At 45.9% G+C, this 23,658-nt stretch carries 18 protein-coding genes and 2 pseudogenes; 14 read left to right on the top strand and 6 right to left on the bottom strand.

What is annotated here, in order from left to right:
- Nucleotides 1-125: 125 nt before the first annotated feature.
- On the bottom strand, nt 126-401 hold the full coding sequence (locus tag FW767_RS13095; protein ID WP_121697788.1) for a hypothetical protein: 276 nt from the start codon (nt 399-401) through the stop codon (nt 126-128).
- Nucleotides 402-563: 162 nt separating this feature from the next.
- On the opposite strand from FW767_RS13095, the pseudogene FW767_RS01345 reads away from it, so the two are divergent.
- From FW767_RS01345 to FW767_RS01370, 6 genes and pseudogenes are all read left to right on the top strand, one after another.
- A pseudogene (locus tag FW767_RS01345) lies at nt 564-1,946 on the top strand (TolC family protein).
- A gap of 10 nt (nt 1,947-1,956) precedes the next feature.
- Entirely contained in the window at nt 1,957-2,940 is a 984-nt protein-coding gene (locus FW767_RS01350; RefSeq protein ID WP_121697789.1) for an HlyD family secretion protein, read from the top strand.
- A 4-nt stretch (nt 2,941-2,944) separates the two neighbouring features.
- The gene (locus FW767_RS01355; RefSeq protein WP_121697790.1) at nt 2,945-4,126 is read left to right on the top strand and encodes an ABC transporter permease; all 1,182 of its coding nucleotides are present in this window, start codon (nt 2,945-2,947) and stop codon (nt 4,124-4,126) included.
- Between the two features lie 7 nt (nt 4,127-4,133).
- Complete coding sequence (locus FW767_RS01360) at nt 4,134-5,318, top strand: ABC transporter permease (protein ID WP_121697791.1); 1,185 nt, start codon at nt 4,134-4,136, stop codon at nt 5,316-5,318.
- 4 nt (nt 5,319-5,322) lie between these two features.
- A complete protein-coding gene (locus FW767_RS01365) occupies nt 5,323-5,550 on the top strand; it encodes a winged helix-turn-helix domain-containing protein (protein ID WP_121697792.1) in 228 nt (75 codons plus the stop codon).
- A gap of 145 nt (nt 5,551-5,695) precedes the next feature.
- Nucleotides 5,696-6,601, top strand: a complete 906-nt coding sequence (locus tag FW767_RS01370) for a phospholipase A (protein WP_235897952.1) — start codon at nt 5,696-5,698, stop codon at nt 6,599-6,601.
- A gap of 136 nt (nt 6,602-6,737) precedes the next feature.
- Here the strand turns inward: FW767_RS01370 and FW767_RS01375 are convergent, their stop codons facing one another.
- The 5 genes and pseudogenes from FW767_RS01375 to FW767_RS01395 form a co-directional block, all read right to left on the bottom strand.
- Entirely contained in the window at nt 6,738-9,365 is a 2,628-nt protein-coding gene (locus FW767_RS01375) for a valine--tRNA ligase (protein ID WP_148464646.1), read from the bottom strand.
- Nucleotides 9,366-9,618: 253 nt separating this feature from the next.
- Nucleotides 9,619-10,569 carry a YitT family protein gene (locus tag FW767_RS01380; protein ID WP_121697794.1) on the bottom strand — a complete coding sequence of 317 codons (951 nt, stop codon included), beginning with the start codon at nt 10,567-10,569 and terminating at the stop codon, nt 9,619-9,621.
- A gap of 159 nt (nt 10,570-10,728) precedes the next feature.
- Nucleotides 10,729-11,478: a succinate dehydrogenase/fumarate reductase iron-sulfur subunit gene (locus tag FW767_RS01385; protein WP_121697795.1), complete on the bottom strand. Its 750-nt coding sequence runs from the start codon at nt 11,476-11,478 to the stop codon at nt 10,729-10,731.
- A gap of 29 nt (nt 11,479-11,507) precedes the next feature.
- Nucleotides 11,508-13,487, bottom strand: coding sequence for a fumarate reductase/succinate dehydrogenase flavoprotein subunit (locus tag FW767_RS01390; RefSeq protein WP_121697928.1), 1,980 nt, complete (start codon nt 13,485-13,487; stop codon nt 11,508-11,510).
- Between the two features lie 371 nt (nt 13,488-13,858).
- Nucleotides 13,859-14,518 (bottom strand): annotated as a pseudogene (locus FW767_RS01395) (succinate dehydrogenase cytochrome b subunit); the annotation flags it as partial.
- 438 nt (nt 14,519-14,956) lie between these two features.
- On the opposite strand from FW767_RS01395, the gene FW767_RS01400 reads away from it, so the two are divergent.
- From FW767_RS01400 to FW767_RS01435, 8 genes are all read left to right on the top strand, one after another.
- The gene (locus FW767_RS01400; RefSeq protein WP_121697797.1) at nt 14,957-15,691 is read left to right on the top strand and encodes a DUF5715 family protein; all 735 of its coding nucleotides are present in this window, start codon (nt 14,957-14,959) and stop codon (nt 15,689-15,691) included.
- Complete coding sequence (locus FW767_RS01405; RefSeq protein ID WP_148464524.1) at nt 15,688-19,077, top strand: AsmA family protein; 3,390 nt, start codon at nt 15,688-15,690, stop codon at nt 19,075-19,077. Before FW767_RS01400 ends, FW767_RS01405 begins: the two co-directional genes overlap by 4 nt.
- Nucleotides 19,070-19,813 (top strand): HAD family hydrolase, encoded by a 744-nt coding sequence (locus tag FW767_RS01410; RefSeq protein WP_121697799.1) that lies wholly within the window; start codon nt 19,070-19,072, stop codon nt 19,811-19,813. The genes FW767_RS01405 and FW767_RS01410 overlap by 8 nt, the downstream gene beginning before the upstream one ends.
- 11 nt (nt 19,814-19,824) lie before the next feature.
- Nucleotides 19,825-20,886 (top strand): 3-dehydroquinate synthase, encoded by a 1,062-nt coding sequence (gene aroB / locus FW767_RS01415; protein ID WP_121697800.1) that lies wholly within the window; start codon nt 19,825-19,827, stop codon nt 20,884-20,886.
- A 101-nt stretch (nt 20,887-20,987) separates the two neighbouring features.
- Complete coding sequence (locus FW767_RS01420) at nt 20,988-21,581, top strand: YceD family protein (protein ID WP_205523768.1); 594 nt, start codon at nt 20,988-20,990, stop codon at nt 21,579-21,581.
- A 20-nt stretch (nt 21,582-21,601) separates the two neighbouring features.
- A complete protein-coding gene (rpmF, locus tag FW767_RS01425) occupies nt 21,602-21,787 on the top strand; it encodes a 50S ribosomal protein L32 (protein WP_121697802.1) in 186 nt (61 codons plus the stop codon).
- Nucleotides 21,788-21,886: 99 nt separating this feature from the next.
- The gene (locus FW767_RS01430; protein WP_369862995.1) at nt 21,887-22,876 is read left to right on the top strand and encodes a beta-ketoacyl-ACP synthase III; all 990 of its coding nucleotides are present in this window, start codon (nt 21,887-21,889) and stop codon (nt 22,874-22,876) included.
- A gap of 91 nt (nt 22,877-22,967) precedes the next feature.
- Nucleotides 22,968-23,444, top strand: a complete 477-nt coding sequence (locus FW767_RS01435) for a cytidine deaminase (protein ID WP_121697803.1) — start codon at nt 22,968-22,970, stop codon at nt 23,442-23,444.
- Nucleotides 23,445-23,658 lie beyond the last annotated feature (214 nt).

Here is a 23,658-nt window from a genome sequence, read left to right on the forward strand (position 1 = left end):
TTTTTTCTACCGATTCACTCTTGGGGGCGGACTCGGCCGCCCCCGCCGCTTGGGCATCCCCCTCCGAGAGGAGTGAGGTTGGTCTGCTTATCTAAGCAAAGTTTTTGCACTTCGATTTTGAATCTTCACACATTTTCAGCATGGTGAATCTGAACGATATCACCGGAAAAGCATAAAAACAGGTCATTTTGCTTAATAATATATTCTTTTAGATTTATACTGCATCTTATCTGACCTCTGATACAGATCAGGACCGTAATCGCATCTAAACGGACAGGTAAAGAAAACAGTTCCATCCTGTTTACCGGAGTTATCAATACACGACCATTTTGCAGATACGTTGCTTCGCTTGACGTGTAATGTTGAATCAATGTTGATATAGGGACAGTATCAAATGCCATAGTTCAGAATTTTAATTTACAAGACAAATGTATTAAAAACTAATTGTTTTTTTATCCACAAAAGAGCTAAAAACGCCATATGCTCCAAACCGCGCTCCATATTGAACTGTTGGAGCATTTCTCTTATGCCGAACTTTGCAAGCGAAATAATCAATAGTGAAAATGAACAGATCTATAACCACATTTCTTACATCCTTACTCATTTCTTCTTTTGCTTGCATGGGAGAAACCCGCACAATATCCTTAGAGGAATGCCGGGATCTCGCCATAAACAATAATAAGGAATTACGTATGGCTCACATGCGCCAACAGGGAGCACATTATCAGCGCAAAGCTGCATTCACAAAGTATCTGCCGAAAATATCCGCTACCGGAATGTATATGAGAACCGGTGACGAGATATCTCTTTTGAGCGACGAACAGAAAAACTCGTTGTCACATCTTGGAGATATGGTTCAGATTCCCGGTCTGCCATTGAACGCATTGGGCGAAAAGCTCAATGATGCCCTACGTACTGATACACGAAATATGACCGCAGCTGCAATAATGCTTACTCAGCCCATATATATGGGAGGTAAAATCAGAGCATACAACAAGATTACCAGTTATGCAGAACAGATTGCAGGTGATCAGGCTGATTTACAATTACAGGACTTAATCGTGGAGGTTGATGAAACATACTGGAAAATAGTTGAACTGCACTCAAAAAAAGAGCTTGCCGAGGGTTATATAAAGCTTATTCAGACTCTTGACAGCGATGTCACCCAACTCATACACGAAGGCTTTGCGACAAAAGCCGATGGGCTAAGCGTCAAAGTCAAATTAAATGAGGCCAAGGTGACATTGATACAAGTCGATAATGGTCTGTCCATAATGCGCATGCTTATGTGTCAGTTATGCGGTCTTGATATGAATACCGACTTAAGGCTTGCCGATGAGAATACTACAGGACCCAGCTATGTTCTCATGCCCGATTGCGGGAATTTGAATGAATGGCACGGCAGACCGGAACTCCGTATGCTTGAAAAGTCAATTAAAATCAATGAGGAGAAAGTCAAAATAGCACGTTCCGAATTTTTGCCGTCTGTCGCACTTACAGGAGGATACATGTTAAGCAATCCGTCTGTGTTCAATGGATTTGAGAAAAAATTCAATGGCACATGGAATGTCGGAGTCGCTGTCAATATCCCCATACTTACTTGAGGAGAACGGTCCTACAAGGCAAAGGAGGCCAAAACGAATGTAATGATATCGCGGCTACATATTGAAGAAATCGAAGAAAAAATAGAGCTACAGGTCAGCCAGTGCCGCCAAAAAGCAACAGAAGCACATGAGCGTTATGTCGCTGCTATCGGAAACAGAGAGGAAGCAGATGAAAATCTGAGATGCGCCAATTACAGGCTGAAAGAAGGCATCATACCGGTCAGCAATGTCATCGAAGCTCAGACTGCATGGCTTTCGGCTCATTCTGATTTAATATCGGCATCTGTCGATGAAAGGCTTGCCAGTCTTTATCTGCTCAAATCATTAGGACTAATCAAATAAAACCATTATAATGAAAAAGAATCTGAACATAATTATCGTCATTGCCTCTATCTTCACTCTTGTAATTATAGCAGTGATAGTAGTTGGTCTCACTTTGCCCTCTCAAAAAGAGACAATACAGGGTCAAGCCGAAATGACAGATTACAGGCTGTCAAGCAAAATACCCGCCCGCGTCCTTGAAATCAGGGTAAAAAAAGGTGACATGGTGTCGAAAGGAGACACGTTGGTAATTCTGGACGCACCCGACATCGAGGCTAAACTCTCACAGGCTCAGGCGGCTTTCGACGCGGCTCAGGCTCTGGAACTCAAAGCCCGCAACGGGGCCCGCAACGAACAGATACAGGGAGCATACGCCACATGGCAAAAAGCTATAGCCGGACGAGATGTCGCAGAAAAGACATACAGCCGTGTGAACCGCCTCTTTGAAAAAGGTGTGATGGCTGAACAAAAACGTGATGAGGCTTACGCCCAGTATCAGGCTGCGATAGCGACAGAACAAGCTGCAAAATCGCAGTATGACATGGCTGTGAACGGCTCCAGACATGAAGATATGACGGCTGCCCGTGCGCAAGTCGAAAGGGCTCAGGGCGCAATAAAGGAAGTCAGCTCTTATGTGTCGGAAACGGCGCTCATAGCTACTGCCGACGGTGTTGTGACCGATATTTTTCCCGAAATAGGAGAACTTGTAGGCAGCGGTGCCCCGATCATGAATGTATCGGTAATTGATGACATGTGGTTCACATTCAATGTCCGTGAAGATATGTTGCCCGGAATAACCGTCGGCACCGAAATGGATGTGTATGTGCCTGCTTTCGACAAATCCGTCAAGGTACGGATAGAGCGTATAAAAGATGTAGGTAGTTTCGCCACATGGAAAGCCACAAAAGCATTGGACAAATATGACCTGAAGACATTTGAGGTTCAGGCTTATCCTGTGCAGCCGGAAGATCTGGTAGGATTAAGAGCCGGCATGACCGCCGTATTTGAGAAATGACAATATGAACAATAAGTCAACATACCGACGCATCTTGGCAATAAGCCGGAGAGAGCTGGGCATATATTCGCGCCGCCCGCTGTTCCTCTTCTGCCTTCTTGTCGCACCGGTGCTGTGCGTGGTTCTGTTCGTCACACTGATGGACGACGGACTTCCTACAAAATTGCCGACCGGAATAGTGGATGAGGACAACACGCAGATTTCTCGTGTGATCACCCGTACCATCGACGCTCTGGAGGAAACAGATATCAAGTATTCATATCCGGATTTCACCGAGGCCCGGAAAGCGATGCAGCGCGGGGAGATATACGCTTTCTTCTACATTCCTCGTGGAACGACCGAGAAAGCCATATCCAACAGGCAACCGCAGATTTCTTTTTACACCAACGATGCCTATCTTCTCGCAGGGTCATTACTGATGAAGGATCTGAAGACGGCCTCAGAGTCAACCGGAATGGCGATAACACGTGAAAACCTCTATGCCCACGGCCTTACAGAAACACAGGCGATGGGGATAATTCAGCCTATTGTCATCGAGTCACATCCGTTGAACAATCCAGAACTTGACTATTCGGTATATCTCAACAATGTGCTTCTTCCGGGTATATTGATACTGTTGATAACACTTGCCACCACCTACACCATTGGGCTGGAATGGAAGCAAGGAACTCAGAAGCGGCTTTTCGCTATGGCAGGAAATTCCTCATGGATAGCACTGATAGGAAAACTATTGCCACAGACTCTGCTGTTCTCGCTGGTATTCATATTCTATGATGTATATTTCTATCAGTTCCTACGCTTCCCATGTAACAGCGGAATATTCCCGATGATAATGCTGGGAATACTAACAGTTCTTGCCTCTCAAGGTTTCGGTGTGTTCTTGTTTGGTGTATTCAGCGGCCAAATGCGACTCTCGATGTGTATATGTTCGTTATGGGGCATACTGTCGTTCTCTCTTGCAGGCTTCACATATCCTGTGACATCCATGGCGAAGTGGTTGGAATTTTTCTCATGGATTTTCCCATTGCGGCAATACTATCTGATATATGTAAATCAGGCATTGAACGGCTATCCTGCCAGTTATGTATGGACTTCTGTTCTGACACTTGTCGTATTTGCCCTATTGCCGGTATTGGTCATAAGGAGATACCGCACCGCATTTTTGAAATATAAATATAAACCGTGATACAGTTATGAAATCTATTTTGAACATAGCGCAGATATGGTACAATGAATTGCGCTGCATCTGCAAGGATCCGGGCATATTGATGTTCATACTGTTCGTGCCGTTTGCCTATCCGCTGCTGTATTCCTACATATATACCAATGAGGTGGTTAACGATGTGCCTGTTGCGGTGATTGACGAATGTAACAATTCTTTAAGCCGGGAGTTTATCAGAAATATCGACGCTTCGTCCGATGTGAAAATTGTTGCTCATTGCAATAGTATGGATGAGGCGAATGAATTGCTGATGGGACAAAAAACATACGGGATAATAAAAATTCCAGCTTCGTTCTCATCTGATCTTTATCACGGGGAACAGACACGGGTCGGCGTGTACTGTGACATGGGCAAGATGCTGAATTATAAGGCAATACTTTTGACTACGACCAATGTAGCCCTTGCCATGAACAAGGATATAAAAGTTGAGAGGCACTTGCCGGCAACAACACAGCGGCAGGAAGAAATAACAAAAATGCCTGTTGAATATGAGCATGTTCCTCTGTATAACCCCCAGAGCGGATTCGCGGCTTTCCTGATACCGCCTGTGCTTATATTGATTATCCAGCAGACAATATTCCTCGGAATAGGTATGTCGATGGGCGATTCACGCGAACGGAACAGGGGAAGCGTCATTCCATTCAATAAATGGTACAAGAACCCTGTCCACATTGTGTTTGGCAAGGGGCTGCCTTATTTCTTCCTTTATATCCTCATTGCAGTATATATGTTTACCGTGGTCACACGGATATTCACATTGCCGCAACTCGGTGACTATTGGACATTCATAGCATTTATTGTTCCCTATCTGCTGGCCTGCATATTCATGGGAATGGTGTTGTCGTCACTTGTTTATCGCAGGGAAGACTGCATAATGCTGTTTGTATTCATGTCTGTTCCTTTGCTGTTCCTGTCAGGGCTGTCTTATCCCGGAGCCTCAATACCGGAATTCCTGAAATACATTTCGTATGTATTTCCCTCGACATTCGGCACAAACGGATACGTAAGGATTACTGCAATGGGAGCGTCGCTTCAGGATGTGAGAACCGAGTATTGCGGACTATGGATCCAGACCGGAATATACTTCGTAATGGCATGCCTGTACTATCGGCATCAGATTCTGAATATTGTAAAGAAAGTAAAACCAACACTATAAATATATGGATACAAATTTAATCGCCAGAAATGCTATGCGTATATGGCAACTCATGAACAACGGCACGACTTGGTGCTATGACAAACTGAAACGAGCCACAGAACTCTCGGACCGGGAGATAAATGCCGCATTAGGATGGCTTGCGCGGGAAGATACGGTTGAGATTTTACCCGATCCGGTAACTCAGGAGGACACTTACAAAGTGCGCCACTACTGGGAGGGAGGTCTCTGAACCAAAATGGACTGTTGGCGTCGTTTAAGCTGATCAGGGCATCAGTAGGGCATATGCGAAAGAACGGCTACTGAAAATACAGGTTTGAATCCTGTCGTCAACACTAACAGACTTTTTATCAAAAAACAATCATTTTCAATAAACAATGGAGAAATCACATAACAGCCATACAATCGGTGCAAGTCATGAAGATCTTATGGGTTTGCCTATGGGAGCCGGACGTTTAATGCTGGCATTATGCCTTCTCCTGACATGTCTTTCGGTCGGAGCACAGATTCATGACAAAGAACATCATCAACCCATAGATGCGGACAGCGTACGTCGTGAGTTTGACAAAGGACCCTATTTTACGTTATATAAAGATAATTACTTCATTTTCGGACTGTCAATCGGTCCCAAAGCCACAAAAGAAAACACCAACGTAAAGGTTCAAATATCTGTCAGACAGAAGCTGACGAAATCAACTCTTCCTTTTGGCTCATACCTATATTTGTGCTACACCCAAAAGGTATTTTGGAATATACTCGAAGAGTCGTTGCCAATGACAGACCTTAACTTTAATCCGGGTATCGGTCTTGCCAAACCGGTTTTTAAGAACGGCAAATACATGGGCAAAATCATACTGCAACTTGAACATGAGAGCAATGGACGTGATTCTATTGAATCACGTTCATGGAACAGGCTGAGCCTTGGAGCCGATTTGCTTGTGTCAAACAATCTGCTTGTCCATGCTAAAGTGTGGATACCATACGTTGACGGTGAACACAACAAGGACTTATTAAAATATGTGGGTATAGTGCAGGCCGGAGTTGAACTTTCGTCTAACAACAGAAGATGGAAAGGAAGCCTTGTATTGACAAAACGCAAGAATTGGAAACTTGACTTTAACACCGTCGCAGAGATTTCATGGCAGTTTTCCCGTAATGCCGACTGGTGTCTGTTCGCTCAATACTACAACGGATATGGAGAAGGACTGCTTGACTACAATAAGTTTTCTTCACATCTGAGAGCCGGTATTGTAATTAGGCCAAAGCTATTTAGCAATTACTGAATTTATAAAACACTGTTAATCGATCATGGGTATCTTTCTGCTGGCGCCGAAGAACGCAGCCCCGAGAATACATCATTTATGAAACAGGCGTGGCAACTTAGTGTTTGCCACGCCTGTATGTGCATACATAAAATCTTTATTTGCCGGTCAGAGCCTTTATGGTCGATTCTATGGTCGATATTTTGGACTCCGCATCGTGTTGTTTATGACGTTCGGCAGCAACCACAGCTTCAGGTGCATTGTTGACAAAGCGTTCGTTGCCGAGTTTCTTCATTACCGAAGCCAAGAAACCCTTGTAGTAGTCAAGGTCTTTGTTAAGACGGACAAGTTCGGCCTCTACATCTATATTGGTGGTTACGGGTACGTTGAATTCAGTCGTACCCACCATGAACGAAGCGGCAGCTGCATCCTTTTCGGCATTTCCCGATATACCTGACAGATTTGCCAGTTTGGTTATGACAGCATCGAAGTCGCCTGTCCATTGACCTATGACATTGAGATGAAGAGTTTCGCGCGGTGATATGTTCTTGGCAGCTCTTACTCCACGTACTCCTATCACGACTTCCTTGGCTTGGTTCATTGCATCTACCATACTGCTGCCGACATGTTTTATTTCGGGCAGTTCGGCATACATGATGGACTCTCCGTCGGCTCTTTCCTGAAGGTGCTGCCAGAGCTCTTCGGTGATGAACGGCATGAACGGATGGAGCAGACGCAGCAGTGCGTCGAAGTAACCTAACGTAGCTTTATAAGTGGCTTTATCGACAGGACTTCCGTAAGCCGGCTTGACCATTTCAAGATACCATGAAGAAAACTCGTCCCAGAACAGGCGGTATATGGCCATCAATGCTTCCGACAGTCGGAATTTGTCGAATAGGTCCTTGACTTCACACATGGTAGCGTCGAGTCTGGCTTGGAACCACTTGATAGCTATCGATGCACTTTCTGGCTGCTCGGCATCGACAACATCCCATCCCTTAACAAGACGGAATGCATTCCATATTTTGTTGCAGAAATTGCGGCCCTGTTCACATAGTTTGTCATCATATAGAACGTCATTGCCAGCAGGGGCGGCAAGCATCATGCCCATGCGCACTCCGTCCGCGCCATATGTGTCTATCAACTGTAACGGATCGGGAGAGTTTCCGAATTGTTTCGACATCTTGCGGCCGATTTTATCGCGTACTATACCGGTAAAATAGACGTTTTTAAAAGGCTTGTCACCGACAAATTCATAACCGGCAATAATCATTCTCGCAACCCAGAAGAATATTATGTCAGGGCCTGTGACAAGAGTAGATGTGGGATAATAGTATTTCAACTCTGCGTTGTCGGGTTCGAGAATGCCGTTGAACAGCGAAATAGGCCAAAGCCATGATGAGAACCAAGTGTCAAGACAGTCTTCATCCTGATGCAGGTCCTCAAGAGTAAGTGATGAATTACCAGTCATACTCATAGCCTCTTCGAGTGCTTTTTCAGAAGTCTCTGCAACAACAAAGGTGCCGTCAGACAGATAATAAGCCGGTATACGATGTCCCCACCACAATTGACGAGATATGCACCAATCCTTAATCTCCGTCATCCAAGTATTGTAAGTATTCTTGAACTTCTCGGGCACGAATTTTATGATATCGTCCATTACCGCTTTATGAGCAGGACGAGATATATCTTCCATTTTCAAGAACCATTGGTCGGAGAGTCGGGGTTCGGTGGCTGTATCGGGATTGCGCTCCGAATATCCTACCTTGTTCTCGTAGTCCTCAATTTTCTCTATAAGCCCGGCAGCCTGAAGGTCTTTGGCTATCTGCTCGCGCACGGCGAAGCGGTCCATGCCTACATACATGCCTGCAGCTTCGCTTATGGTGCCGTTGTCGTTGAATATATCTATTGTCTCAAGATTGTGTTTTGCTCCGAGCATGTTGTCGTTCATGTCATGGGCGGGGGTCACCTTAAGACATCCGGTACCAAACTCAATGTCAACATAATCATCCTCGATTACCGGTATTTCGCGGTTGACGAGAGGCACTATCACGTGCTTGCCCTTGAGGTGAGTGTTCTTGGGGTCGTCAGGGTTGATGCACATGGCAGTATCGCCCATTATGGTCTCGGGACGTGTCGTGGCTACGATGGCATAACCGTCTTCTCCCACTATCTTATAACGGAGATAATACAACTTACTATGCTCTTCCTTATATATGACCTCTATATCGCTCAATGCGGTACATGCTTTCGGATCCCAGTTGACCATACGCTTTCCGCGATATATAAGGCCTTTGCGATACAGCTCGCAGAATACCTTTATCACACTTTTCGAACGTACGTCGTCCATAGTGAAAGCAGTACGACTCCAATCGCATGATGCTCCGAGTTTTTTGAGCTGTTCAAGTATTGTGCCGCCATATTTCTCTTTCCACTCCCAAGCATGTTTTAGAAATTCCTCACGAGTCAGATCGCTTTTTTTAATGCCTTCCGTGGCAAGTTTAGCCACAACTTTAGCCTCAGTTGCTATTGCCGCATGATCGGTACCGGGCACCCAAAGAGCGTTTTTGCCTTCTGTTCTTGCACGGCGTATCAGTATATCCTGTATAGTATTGTTGAGCATGTGGCCCATGTGCAATATACCGGTCACATTTGGAGGCGGTATTACTATCGTATAGGGCTCTCTGTCGTCAGGCACCGACTTGAACAGGTCGTGCTCCATCCAATAGCTATACCACTTGTCCTCGACTTCGGCAGGGCTATATGTCTTGGCTAATTCGTTCATATTGGTTTGATTGATTATATTTTTTACAAAATTACTAAATTTTTCTCACCGATGCACCATAAGACAATCTTTATGCCACACATAGTGTCAACAAGTAATTGCTCGATTAAAATCACCCGCCTATACATTGCGGTCCACATCCGATACAATATAGTCAGAAACACCGCTAATGAAACTCGTCATGCCTCCAATTGTCAATCACAAGACAGCAATAGCCACCTTGAGCATAAGACATTATTGTGCAAAGCCCAATTTATGGCTTGGCATCACGAGGCACTGCCGGAGCGGGCGGGATAAGACCGTCTTTATTATGCTCGTGCTTTACATTTTTCATTTTGAGTTTTACCATATCAAATCCTTGTCCATATACCCCGTTGACATTGGCCTGAGTGATAAAAGCATCTTTGTCAATGGATTTTACTATACGGAAAATGGTTACCGACTCTATTTTACGGCACATAACCAACAGAACCTTTACCTCCTGCTTTGAATACCACCCCATGCCGTCAAGCACCGTACAGCCACGACGTGCCTCATTATTTATGGCATTGGCAATCTCCTGCCAGTATCGCGAGATAATAGTAAACTGGACAGCCTGACGGTTGGTATTTATGACCTGATCAGCCATAAACGAGGCTAACAGCGTGACAACAAGACCATACACAATCTTGTCTATCTGATGAAATATCAGGAAGCTCGACGATATTATAAGAAAATCGCAGTAAAGCATCATACGTCCTATAGACACATTGCTCCGCTTTGACACCATGGCAGCCACAATATCGGTGCCGCCTGTACTGCCGTTATGAGTAAAGGCAAGCCCTATTCCAAAACCACAGAGCACTCCTCCGATTATTATATTCATGAATGTCTGCTGCGCAATAAGCGGTTCAGGAAACATCGGCTGCATAACACCAATGAAAAAGTTTATGACTGTGGCACCGAAGACAGTGCGTATGACAAACTGCTTGCCCACAATCTTGTATGCTATCGCAAGCAACACGAGATTCAAAGCATAGGATGTCAGAGCCACCGGAATACCCAGCAGGAAATACACGAGAGAACCGACGCCGACCAAGCCTCCGATTACGACCTTTTCAGGCAATATAAAAGCAGTGAAACCGAAAGCATAGATAAGCAACCCGAATACGATAAAAACGTAGTCGCGAGTCGACAGCCAAATATTACGACGAGATAAATGCATTGTTGGTGATTTTATAGTGCAAAATTACGTTAATGAACAATATCTACAAAAATTTTCGAACAATTAATCAGCTATTTCCAAATAGTTTTTTCACCTATAACAAAACGAAAGGCGCCTCTTTACAGAAGCGCCTTTCTTATACAAATCGATTAAAGAATTTTAATCTTTAATTTTAGCTTTGATAAACTCTCGGTTAAGACGGGCAATATTGCTAAGCGAAATATTTTTAGGACACTCTGCCGAGCAAGCACCAGTATTAGTACAGTTACCAAAACCAAGTTCGTCCATCTTCTTAACCATGGCACGTGCACGACGGGCGCGTTCAACCTGACCTTGGGGAAGCAGAGCAAACTGACTTACTTTTGCAGATACAAACAACATGGCCGAACCGTTCTTACAAGCGGCAACACACGCACCGCAGCCAATGCAGGTAGCCGCGTCCATAGCGAGATCGGCATTGACCTTTGATATGGGCAGACAATTGGCATCCTGAGCACCGCCACAGTTGAACGACACATAACCTCCAGCCTGCTGAATCTTGTCAAAAGCATTGCGGTCAACCATAAGGTCTTTAATCACGGGGAATGCTGCAGATCGCCACGGCTCAACCGTAATCTCTTCACCATCATGGAAACGACGCATATAAAGCTGACAGGTAGTGGCTCCGGTAGCGGGACCATGGGGATGTCCGTTGATATACAACGAACACATACCGCATATACCCTCGCGGCAGTCGTGATCAAAAGCTATAGGCTCCTCATGCTGATTAACAAGCTGCTCGTTGAGGATATCGAGCGTTTCAAGGAAAGAGGTATCGGTATCGGTGTCAACCGTATAAGTCTTGAACTCGCCTTTTTCCTTCGGTCCAGCTTGACGCCAAACCTTAAGTTTTACAGTTATTTTTGACATTTGAGTTTACTTTCTAATATGTGAAAAGATTATGACTTATAGTTACGGGTCTGAACCTTGATAGCCTCATAGTGAAGCGGCTCTTTGATAAGTTCGGGAGCCTTGTCATCGCTACCTTGGTAATCCCAGCAAGATACATAGAAATAGTTTTCGTCATCACGCTTGGCTTCGCCTTCTTCAGTCTGGTACTCCTCGCGGAAGTGTCCGCCACAGCTCTCATTGCGGTTAAGAGCATCATAAGCCACAAGCTCGCCCATAATGATGAAGTCATTCAGACGGAAAGCCTTGTCAAGCTCGATATTCATGCCCTCGGCTGTACCGGGCACATAGAGGTTGGTCTGGAATTCCTTACGGAGTTCTTTCAATTTAGCCAACGCAGTGGTAAGGCCCTCTTTCGTACGTCCCATACCTACGTATTCCCACATAATATGGCCGAGCTCTTTATGGAGAGAATCCACAGAACGCTTGCCTTGTATCTTCAAGAGAGCATCCTGAGCGGCAACGCACTTGGCTTCAGCCTCTTCAAACTCGGGAGCATCAGTTGAGAAGCGCGGTACAGTAATCTGGTCGGAAAGATAATTCTGGATAGTATAGGGAAGCACAAAATATCCATCGGCAAGACCCTGCATAAGAGCGGAAGCGCCAAGACGGTTGGCTCCATGATCGGAGAAGTTGCACTCACCGATAGCAAAAAGTCCTTTCAACGAAGTCTGGAGTTCGTAGTCAACCCAGATACCACCCATAGTATAGTGGATGGCAGGGAATATCATCATCGGGTTATAGTAAACCTCTCCGTTTATTTCAGAACCGACTTCACCCGGATTAACGTCAGTGATCTCCTCATACATATCGAAAAGATTACCATAACGCTGACGCACTACATCAATACCGAGGCGGTTGATAGCATCGCTGAAGTCAAGGAACACCGCAAGACCGGTATTGTTTACACCGAAGCCCTTGTCGCAACGCTCCTTGGCGGCACGCGAAGCAACGTCGCGGGGCACAAGGTTACCGAATGCCGGATAGCGACGCTCAAGATAATAGTCGCGATCAGCTTCAGGTATCTGCGATCCTTTAATTTCTCCGCTCTGAAGTTTCTTGGCATCCTCAAGTTTCTTGGGCACCCAAATACGGCCGTCGTTACGCAGCGACTCCGACATAAGAGTAAGTTTTGACTGCTGATCACCGTGTACAGGTATACAAGTCGGGTGTATCTGAACATAAGCCGGATTTGCAAAATAAGCACCCTTGCGATAACAAGCCATGGCGGCGCTACAGTTGCAGCCCATAGCATTGGTCGACAAGAAGTAAGCGTTGCCGTAACCGCCGGTAGCTATAACCACCGCATGAGCGGCAAAGCGTTCAAACTTACCTGTAACAAGGTTTTTGGCAATAATACCACGAGCACGGCCGTCAATCATGACAACATCATGCATCTCATAGCGGTTGTAGCTCTTTACCTTGCCGAGGTTGATCTGACGGTTTAGCGAAGAGTATGCACCGAGCAAAAGCTGCTGACCGGTCTGACCTTTGGCATAAAATGTACGCGACACCTGTGCACCGCCGAATGAACGGTTGGCAAGCAGACCTCCGTATTCACGTGCAAAAGGCACACCCTGAGCCACGCACTGGTCTATAATGTTATTGGATACTTCGGCAAGACGATATACATTGGCCTCACGAGCGCGATAGTCACCGCCTTTTACAGTGTCATAAAACAGGCGGTATACCGAGTCACCGTCGTTCTGATAGTTTTTGGCAGCATTTATACCACCTTGAGCAGCAATCGAGTGAGCGCGGCGGGGAGAGTCCTGTATGCAGAAGTTAAGTACATTGAAGCCCATCTCGGCAAGCGACGACGCAGCTGAAGCGCCGGCAAGGCCGGTACCGACCACGATTATGTCAAGACGACGTTTATTAGCCGGATTCACCAGTTTCTGATGAGCCTTGTAGTTGGTCCATTTCTCAGCGATAGAACCTTCCGGGATTTTAGAATCAGCCGGATTCATCACTTTAATATTCTCTTTATTATTTTCCATATCGCTAATCAATTTTCGGGTTGAACTTCCTGAACAGCCTCAACTTCGACAGCCTCAACATTTTCGGCAGCATCATTAAGGTAATCAACAAAGGGGAGTATAGAGGTCCAAGCCTCAATGCTCTTAAGCTGGTTTTCAAGCATAGCGGCATCCACACCGTACTGCGACATCATCTGAGGATTTTTCCTGAGGTTGTCAACTTCGGTCTTGGCCTTCTGCAGGTCTTCGGCTGTCGGTACCTGATCGTAACTGAAGCGATCGGCAGGTATGCCTACCACTTTACCTATTACCTCCTTGTATTGATCGCGAAGCACCGGATCTTTCTTGTAGAAGTCATTGTGGGCATTTACTGTAAATACCACGGCCTGTGCGATAAACAATGCTATCACGATTGTTGTCCACCAGCATGCTATAGTCTTAAGACGTGGCAACCAAGTGGCATTGTCCCAGCCGATAGACTGAAACATCGACCAAAAACCATGATTCATGTGGAACCACAAAGCCACGAAACCAATTATATACACAATCGGAGTCCACACACAAGAGAATGCTTCCTGAATAAACAATGTGCCTATTGAGGGGGGTATCACTCCCTCGACACCACGTATCTCCTGAAGTTGCATCTTTGCCCAGAACTGAATCATGTGCACGGCAAGGAAAGCAAGAACCACGATACCGAGTACAAGCATGTTCTGCGATGACCATTCGACCGTAGCCGGACGCTTGTTTATTGAATAACGGTCGTTACCACGTGCCTTACGGTTCTGAAGAGTAAGCCACACGGCATAGACAATGTGAATGATGAACAACAGAGCAAGCCCCATAGAGGCTACCAACGCATACCAATTAGCTCCAAGGAACTCACAAATAACATTGTAAGCCGCCGGATACACGATAGCTATTGCGTTCATCAAGCAGTGAAAAGTTACAAATAGGACGAGGCAAACACCTGTTACGGCCATTACCAATTTGCGCCCTATAGATGAGCTTGTTAACCACATAGAAGTTTAAAAATTTGAAAATTAGAACTTAATATATTAAATGAATTGATGGCTATTGTTTGTCATGCAAATTTAAGATAATTTATGCGTCATCACAAATAATACGGAATTTTTTCGGTATTAATTATTGTTTTTGTCTTCTTGACTTCACCGGAGAACGCAGAAAAACATGTTATAAAACATATTTTTCAATTTTACCGCATTTTTATTATGCAAATACAATCAAAATATGTAAACTTGCACCATGAAATTATACAAAAGTATTATGTAAATATCACCAAACAACATTTAGTATTGCATTCTACAGAATCCATCATATAATAGTAGATAGATTTCTCATGAATGGAAGGACGGCGGAGCTTGCGACAAGTAAAGCCGTCTGTTTTTTGTTAATTAGCGGGTAAATTGTTAATTTTACGCTTCAATTTCTCATAAATTATGATCTATAGGCCATCTTGCTTAATACTTTCCGTAGCCACCGCCATATGCCTTATATTACCGGGATGTGGGTGCTCCCGTGACAAATCAGACACATCCGCCTCAGAGCACGCCGCCTCGGAACTCGGCGCCCTTCCCGACTCAGTGCCAGAGGATGGTTTCGTCAAGATGAAGATATATCCCATAGGAGGAAGTCTCGCCCGCGTATTCAATGACCTTAACCAAGTGCACGTGGATGAGGCCAAGAATATAGGCATAAGCCCGATAGAAAGTCCCCGTTCGGCATGGCAGATCAAACGTCCGATAAAACACATTGAGAGCTGTGACGAATACTTTGTTGACAACCTCACCCACTCCGTACCCTATCTCGTGCCGGAAGCCTCCTCGTTGCTAAAAGAGATCGGTCAACGCTTCAACGATTCGCTGCAGGCCCGAGGAGGCGGCAATTACAAGCTTAAAGTGACAAGTGTGTTGCGCACGCGAGGCGCTGTAAAAAAGTTGCGTAAACGCAATATCAACGCCACAGAAGAGTCAGCCCACCAGTTCGGCACCACATTTGACATAAGCTACACAAAATTCATATGCGACTCCATGACTGTGGCGCGTACACAAGAAGACCTGAAAAATCTACTGGGAGAAGTACTCAAACAACTTCGCGACGAGCAGAAGTGTTATGTAAAATACGAGCGTAAACAAGGATGTTTTCACATCACCGCCCGTAAATATAAACAATGAAGACAATGAAATCAACCGGAAAAAGCGTTATAAAACGTATTGCGAAAATCACGGCATGGACCATTGGCATAACAATCGCACTTGTTGTATTGCTGCTCAGCGCCGCGGTATGGATACTGACACCCGCCCGGCTCACTCCGTTGGTCAGAGATATAGCCAACAAAAATCTGAACGCGGAAGTCACGCTGTCCAAAGCCGAACTCACCCTTTGGAAGACATTTCCACACTTATACATAGACCTCGATTCGGTCACGGTAAAAAGCGACGCATTTGCCGCTCTTGATGCGTCACAACGAGCATTGTTGCCACAAGATGCAGACACCCTTGTAAGCATAGACAAATTTCACGGAGCCATAAACCTTCCGGCTCTTCTGAAAGGCGACATAAAACTTTATGACGTAGAACTGACATACCCGAAAGTAAATGCCGTATCGTACAATAACGAGATATGCAACTTTTATATAGTGCCCGAGAGCGAAGAGAGCGCCGAAGCGGAAAGTTCCGGCATACCGGACATATCTATAAACCGGTTCGAAATCATAAACCGGATGCCGATACGCTACATATCAATAGCCGATTCTTTGGACATAAGTCTTACCCTAAGGCAATCACGCATACTTAATGCCGATTCAAAGTACGAAGTGACGTTGGACAGCGATCTCAAGGCACTGCTGCCACCCGACATAGACATCGACTCCATGACCATAGCTATCGACGGAAAAATACAATGGCTACATGAACGCCCTGAATGGATAACACTCGAGAACTTCAACATAACGGCGGGACCGGTCAGAGCAGTCATCAACTCCTCGATAAACTTCGCCACACCGCTCACTTTTGAGAATTTGGCCATGACCGTCAATTCACTATCGCCTGAAGAAGTCATAAGTTATATTCCGGATAAATGGCGAGGCAATGTAAAGGAGCTGTCAACGGACATGAAAATAGACATGGCCATGGAACTCACACGCCCCTACCCTATCAACAGCAAGGCCATGCCATCATGCACAGCCGACATAGTAATAAAGCCCTGTAAACTTAAATATGACCACTACGCGCTCAAGGATGTGGAGGCTGATATTACTGTAGCTGTCAACGGCGATGATATTAATCAATCCACGGTAAGCCTCAGGCATCTGCGAGTTGCCACTGACGGAGCCCGCGTATCGGTAAAAGGGAGCGCCACTTCTCTACTCAAAAATCCGTATATCGACGCACACATAAAGGCTTCCGCCGACTTTTCCAAGCTACCGTATGACATGAGGGCGGCAATACCGGGATCCATAAAAGGACGGCTGGAGTTTGACTCCGACGCACGACTGCACCTCAAAGACCTTACGCCCAAACGGTTTCACCGCATATTGGTCAACGGCAATCTCGCCCTCCATGACATTGACGCGTCACTGCCTGAAAACGGCATAGACCTGTATACCCGCAATGCCAAGATCACACTCGGCACCAATACGAGCTTTGTTACCGACGCACAACGCGTCGACTCTCTGCTCACGGCCTCAGTAAATATCGACACTATCAGAATTAGTGCATCAGGCATGGACATAGCCGTAAAGGAACTCAAAGGCGGTATAGGATGCACTAACAAAGCATCGTCATCCGACACCACCCAGATCAATCCGATAGGAGCCACAATAAAAGCAGAAGGCATAAGATACATTGACAGCGACTCAATACGCATGTGGCTGCGCGGAGCGAAACTGTCAGGAGCTATCCAGCGTTACGAAGGGCAAGGACGCGTACCGTTACTTAGACTGAACACAGGCGCCGACGTTGCCGTATATGCCGACCGTTTCAACCGGCTGTTCATGCGTAATGGCAACTTCGACATCAAAGCCCACATGAAGCCTCGGCGCGAACTGCCACCACGGCTGAAAGCGCGTTATGACTCACTGTCAGCATCACATCCCGGGCTTGCCCCCGACTCCATATTCTCACTCATGAGAAAGTCGATGCCCGGCAGGAAAGTCGACATGTCAAAGTACGACATCCTTGATTTCGGTCTCGATCAAAATACCAAGCGTATGCTACTCAAATGGGATGTCAGCGGCAGTATGACCGCAGAACGGGGCATGCTGTTCTCGACATACTTTCCATTACGCAATCGTATTGAAGACATAGACCTGTGCTTCACTACCGACAGCGTGCGCCTAAACGACATGAAGTATAAAGCAGGTCATTCAGACTTCAGGATAAACGGAGCTATCAGAAATCTGCGTCAGGCTCTAATATCACGACGTCCGGTTCAAATAAACCTGACGGTTGAGAGCGACACTCTTGACATCAACCAGATTGTACAGGCATCATACAAAGGAGCGGCTTTTGCTGAACAGGTCAGAGAGGGTTCAATATCAATAGACAACATCGAAGACGAAAAAGCAATGCAACAGCTTGCCGACTCCGTGACGCAGTCAGGCGAAACATCAGCCTTGCTCATACCCATGAATGTCAGAGCCGACATAAACATGAAAGCCAAGCATGTGATGTATGCCGACATTACAATGCAAGATTTCAAAGGCGACCTGCTCATAAACAACGGAGCGCTCAATCTGCGCGATCTGTCGGCCGGTTCGGCAATAGGCGGAGCAGCGCTTACGGCTCTATACACCGCTCCGACAAAAAATGACATACGCTTCGGTTTCGGGCTTAAACTCAACGACATGCACATAAAAGAGTTTATCAATCTCATACCGGCAGTAGACTCGCTGATGCCGCTGCTGAAAGACTTCGATGGAGTTATCGATGCCGACATTGCAGCCACCACAGAGGTCGATTCGTGCATGAACCTTATACTTCCAAGTCTCGAAGCAGCGATAAAGCTATCGGGAGAGAATCTTGTGTTGCTTGACGCAGAAACATTCAAGACCCTGTCAAAATGGCTTATGTTCAAAGACAAAAAACGCAACGTAATACCGCACATGGAAGTAGAGATGCTTGTAGACAACTCAACACTCGAACTCTTCCCGTTTGTTTTTGACTTTGACCGTTACAGACTTGCCGTGATGGGCTCCAACGACCTTGCGCTCAACTACAAATACCACATATCGGTTCTTAAATCACCGATGCCGTTTAAATTCGGGCTTAATCTGTCGGGCAACACCGACAAGATGAAGGTCCGGCTTGGCAAAGCCAAATACAAACCCGATCAAGCGGGAGAGACGATAGCTATCGTCGACACAACGCGCATCAATCTGCTTAAAGAGATCGACCGAGTATTCAGCCGTGGAGCCAAAGCGGCGCGACTGTCGGGTCTGAAAGTATCCCGAAAGCCGGAGAAAGTGACATTTGAAGAGTTCAACGACACAATATCACACAACGACTCGATAATGTTTATTGAAAAAGGCATATTACCCAAACCGGAAAGCGATGAATGAACAAGATGCGATAAACGCCTATATGGAGCGTAGAGGCATGAGGGAGTTCCGCCTAACAACCGCCCTTATAGACATGGACGGCACCCTATATGACTCCATGGGCAATCATGCCGATGCATGGTACCGCCTGATATCAGGCATAGGCATAGAGTGTACCCGCGATGAGTTTTTCCTCTATGAAGGACGCACCGGAGCCTCGACCATAAACCTGCTGTTTAACCGCGCTTACGGACATGACGCCACTCCGGAGCAAGCCAAAGAACTATACCGAAAAAAAACGGTGTACTTCAGCGACATGCCGCCCGTATATCCTATGCCGGGAGCCAAGGAAATGGTGGACACTTTACTCTCACACAGCATCACTACAGTACTTGTGACCGGTTCCGGTCAAAATACATTGCTCAACCGGCTTGATACGGACTATCCGGGAGCATTCCCCTCTGAAAGGCGCATAACATCACGTGATGTTACGCGAGGGAAACCCGACCCCGAACCATTTCTTAAAGCCATGACCATCGTAAATGCCTTGCCTGAAGGGTGTATAGCCATCGACAATGCGCCGCTCGGCATTCAATCCGGAGCCGCTTCGGGGGCCTTTACAATAGGTGTGACCACAGGGCCCATACCACACGAAGAACTTCACAAAGCCGGAGCCGACATCATTTATCCTTCAATGGCAGAATTGGCCCGTAGCTTACCCGAATTAATATCTCTCATTTTACAAACCGAAAAATAAACATCCACGCAATGTCTCAAAAAGTATATTTCACCAATTCACCGGCTATTGCAATAGACAGGTATATAACTGACTCCGGCAGTCCCAAGACATTCATCCTCACCGATGAAAATACCGCCGAACATGTACTGCCCGTCATATTATCTGAATCGCGTCAACTCCGTGACGCCGAAGTAATAACCGTAAAAGCCGGAGATGTAAACAAAAACATCGACTCTCTTTCTTACATATGGAACCGCTTACAGAACGGTGGCGCAACACGTAAGTCGTTACTTATAAACCTCGGAGGAGGCATGATCACGGATATGGGCGGTTTTGCCGGCGCCACATTCAAGCGGGGAATCAATTTCGTCAATATGCCCACTACCCTTCTGTCGGCCGTAGACGCTGCCGTAGGAGGAAAAACCGGAATAAATTTCAATGGACTTAAAAACGAAGTCGGAGCATTTAAGGAAGCCGATGCTGTAATCATATCCACTGTATTTTTCAAAACACTACCGGTTGAGGAACTTAAATCGGGATATGCCGAGATGCTCAAACACGGCCTTATAGACGGTAAGGACACTTACAGACGCCTTATAAACCATAATGTGGAAAGCGCCGATTGGGACAATCTGCTCGACATACTTGAAGAATCAGTCAACGTCAAGCGCCGTATAGTAACAGAAGATCCGCTGGAACACGGCATCAGACGGGCTCTGAATCTTGGCCACACGATAGGACATGCTTTTGAAAGTCATGCAATGAAACACAACTCGCCGATTCCTCATGGTTATGCCGTAGCATGGGGTTGTGTAACCGAGCTTACGCTTAGCTGCCTCTCACTCGGCTTCCCGAGCGAAGAGCTACATCGCTTCGCAACCTATATATATGACACGTACGGACCTTATACATTCACCTGCGACGATTATCCCGAACTTATAGAGTTAATGCATCATGACAAAAAGAACACGTCATCGGAAATCAATTTTACTCTCCTCAAAGATGTGGGAAAAATTGAAATAGACTGCACATGCAATGAAGATGACATAAAGTCGGCTCTTGACATTTTCAGAGACTTAATGCACGTATAATCACGACTTAGCACTATTTCATCAACGAAATTTTGTGTTAAAAGTTGATTTATTGCAAGATAATGTATAACTTTGCGGCGGTTTTTCAAATAGTAACTATTGTGGGAAAGTTTTCAGCCTATAAGCTCCCGTTGAAGTCTTTGTCGGTAGGCAGTCATGAATTTGACTATCATCTTGACAAAAAGTTTTTCGAGGATATGGAAAGCGCCGACATACACGACGCCGACCTGAATATCCATGTGACCGTGGTCGCAAAAAACGATTTGTATGAGTTGACCATCGACATCACGGGCGAAATTACATTGCTGTGTGACCGTTGTCTCGACGACTTGCAATGGCCGGTTGATACGACCTATCATATTTACGTAAAGTACGGCGCCGACTACAATGACGACTCCGATGAACTGCTTGAGATACCGGAAAGCGACAACTACCTCAATATCGCTTATATGATATATGATACTGTAGCTTTGACGATACCCATCAAGCATGTGCATCCGCTCGGCAAATGCAATCGCGCCATGAGTTCTTTACTTAAAAAGCACCGGGCTCCCGGAAACATATCAGAGGAGGACGGTGAAATGATGGAAGAGATCATAGACGACATCGAGAATACGGACGTCGCAGACTCCGACAACGAGGCTACTACCGATCCGCGATGGGACGAATTGAAAAAGCTTAACGACAACAATTAATAATAAATACATAGTACAAAATGGCACATCCTAAACGCAGACAATCAAAGACCCGTACTGCAAAGCGCAGAACTCACGACAAGGCTGTAGAACCCACATTGGCTATATGCCAGCACTGCGGCTCTTGGCACATCTACCACACCGTATGCCCCGAATGCGGCTACTACCGTGGAAAAGTGGCTATCGAAAAGACCGCAGCTATTTAAAGCATATTGACAACTTAGTCATTTTATATAACATCACTCCCGGGTAGCATACGTTTGCCCGGGAAACGATGTTTTGTATTAATGTAACCATACTATAATATGAATATGCTTTATCCGAGAATAGCAGGTATCGCCGCGTACGTACCCGACGATATTCTTGACAACGAGATGCTGTCGCAGATGGTAGAGACAAGCGACGAATGGATCACCACACGTGTCGGAATAAAAGAGCGTCGCATACTGAAAATGGACGGTGCAGGCTCCTCCTACCTCGGCATCAAGGCGGTAAACCGATTGTTGGAATCCACCGGAACAAAACCGGAAGAAGTGGATCTTTTGATATGTGCCACCTCCAACCCCGATTACCGCTTCCCCTCTACAGGCTCAATCATAGCTCATGAGTGTGGTATGAACCGTGCCTATGCCTATGACATACAGGCTGCGTGCGCAGGTTTTCTTGTCGCTTTGCAAGACGCATCAGCGTATATCCGTTCAGGCATGTATAAAAAGATAGTTGTTGTGGCAGCTGAAAAGATGTCATCAATGACCAATTATCATGACCGTACGACGTGCCCGCTGTTTGGCGATGCCGCAGGTTGCATGTTAATCGAGCCTTCTGAAGAAAAAGTAGGTATTATCGACGGAGTATTCCACATAGACGGCACTGGACTGCCCCATCTGCTGATGAAGGCAGGCGGCTCGGTACACCCCGCCACTCATGACACCGTAGATGCCGACGAGCATTATATATATCAGGAAGGCAGAGCCGTATACAAGCATGCCGTGACTGACATGCTCACTTCATCACTTGATGTGGCTTCGCGCAACGGCCTTTCAATAGATGATGTTGATTGGTTGGTACCTCATCAAGCCAATCTTCGTATAATCGAAGCCGTTGCTGAACGTGCCGGTATAAACCACGACAAGGTACTTGTAAACATTGAGCATTATGGCAATACATCGGCCGCATCGATACCTTTGTGTCTCACCGAATATCGCGACCGACTAAAGAAAGGCGACAAGCTCATACTCACGGCATTCGGAGCCGGCTTCACTTGGGGAGCCTTATATGTGATTTGGGATCTTTAAGCAAAAACAATCATTCCTATTTATAAAAAACGGGCCGAAGAGTATTGACTTCGGTCCGTTTTGTTATATCTTTGCAAAAAGACCATCTAAGATGAAGCAGATCGACATAAACATACCGCTCATATCAGCTAAATACAGAGAACTCGATGCAACCCAACGCGACCTCGTTGACAAAGCACGTGCCATGACCCGCCACTCCTACGCTCCATACAGCAAATTTCATGTAGGCGCTGCCATACTTCTTGACAACGGAGAGATAATTACAGGCTCCAATCAGGAAAATGTAGCATATCCGTCAGGCATATGTGCAGAGAGGACAGCAGCGTTCTATGCCCACTCCCGCTATCCAGAAGCCAAATTCAAAGCCATAGCCATAGCCGCTCGCGACACATCGGGCCATGAAGTAGCCACCCCCATATCACCTTGCGGAGCATGCCGTCAGGTGCTGCTCGAGTACGAACAGCTCGCAGGGACCGATGCTCAAGTACTGCTTGCCGGAGCCGAAGATATATACATCATACCCTCCATACATTCGCTCATGCCGCTTGCCTTCGTTGACTTTGACTGACATTGCAACCATTACAACCGCCAATTATTTGTTTCTATTTGCAAAAATTCATATTTTTTCATATATCGGTGAAATGACCGGCTAATCATTAACCAAATATGAAAAAATATCTAATAACATTTACTTTTGCCTTTTTGACTTGTCTGTCGGCAATATCACAGAACACAATAGTCTACAACCCCGAAAACAAAGCTTATTTTGGGTTCAGAATCGG

Origin of the sequence: Heminiphilus faecis, assembly GCF_008728965.1 — a bacterium.
GTDB classification, from domain to species: domain Bacteria; phylum Bacteroidota; class Bacteroidia; order Bacteroidales; family Muribaculaceae; genus Muribaculum; species Muribaculum faecis.

Coding starts and splice junctions, on each gene's coding strand:
- FW767_RS13095 (WP_121697788.1), bottom strand. CDS start 401: ATGGCATTTGATACTGTCCCTATATCAACATTGATTCAACATTACACG.
- FW767_RS01350 (WP_121697789.1), top strand. CDS start 1,957: ATGAAAAAGAATCTGAACATAATTATCGTCATTGCCTCTATCTTCACT.
- FW767_RS01355 (WP_121697790.1), top strand. CDS start 2,945: ATGAACAATAAGTCAACATACCGACGCATCTTGGCAATAAGCCGGAGA.
- FW767_RS01360 (WP_121697791.1), top strand. CDS start 4,134: ATGAAATCTATTTTGAACATAGCGCAGATATGGTACAATGAATTGCGC.
- FW767_RS01365 (WP_121697792.1), top strand. CDS start 5,323: ATGGATACAAATTTAATCGCCAGAAATGCTATGCGTATATGGCAACTC.
- FW767_RS01370 (WP_235897952.1), top strand. CDS start 5,696: ATGGAGAAATCACATAACAGCCATACAATCGGTGCAAGTCATGAAGAT.
- FW767_RS01375 (WP_148464646.1), bottom strand. CDS start 9,365: ATGAACGAATTAGCCAAGACATATAGCCCTGCCGAAGTCGAGGACAAG.
- FW767_RS01380 (WP_121697794.1), bottom strand. CDS start 10,569: ATGCATTTATCTCGTCGTAATATTTGGCTGTCGACTCGCGACTACGTT.
- FW767_RS01385 (WP_121697795.1), bottom strand. CDS start 11,478: ATGTCAAAAATAACTGTAAAACTTAAGGTTTGGCGTCAAGCTGGACCG.
- FW767_RS01390 (WP_121697928.1), bottom strand. CDS start 13,487: ATGAATCCGGCTGATTCTAAAATCCCGGAAGGTTCTATCGCTGAGAAA.
- FW767_RS01400 (WP_121697797.1), top strand. CDS start 14,957: ATGATCTATAGGCCATCTTGCTTAATACTTTCCGTAGCCACCGCCATA.
- FW767_RS01405 (WP_148464524.1), top strand. CDS start 15,688: ATGAAGACAATGAAATCAACCGGAAAAAGCGTTATAAAACGTATTGCG.
- FW767_RS01410 (WP_121697799.1), top strand. CDS start 19,070: ATGAATGAACAAGATGCGATAAACGCCTATATGGAGCGTAGAGGCATG.
- aroB (WP_121697800.1), top strand. CDS start 19,825: ATGTCTCAAAAAGTATATTTCACCAATTCACCGGCTATTGCAATAGAC.
- rpmF (WP_121697802.1), top strand. CDS start 21,602: ATGGCACATCCTAAACGCAGACAATCAAAGACCCGTACTGCAAAGCGC.
- FW767_RS01430 (WP_369862995.1), top strand. CDS start 21,887: ATGAATATGCTTTATCCGAGAATAGCAGGTATCGCCGCGTACGTACCC.
- FW767_RS01435 (WP_121697803.1), top strand. CDS start 22,968: ATGAAGCAGATCGACATAAACATACCGCTCATATCAGCTAAATACAGA.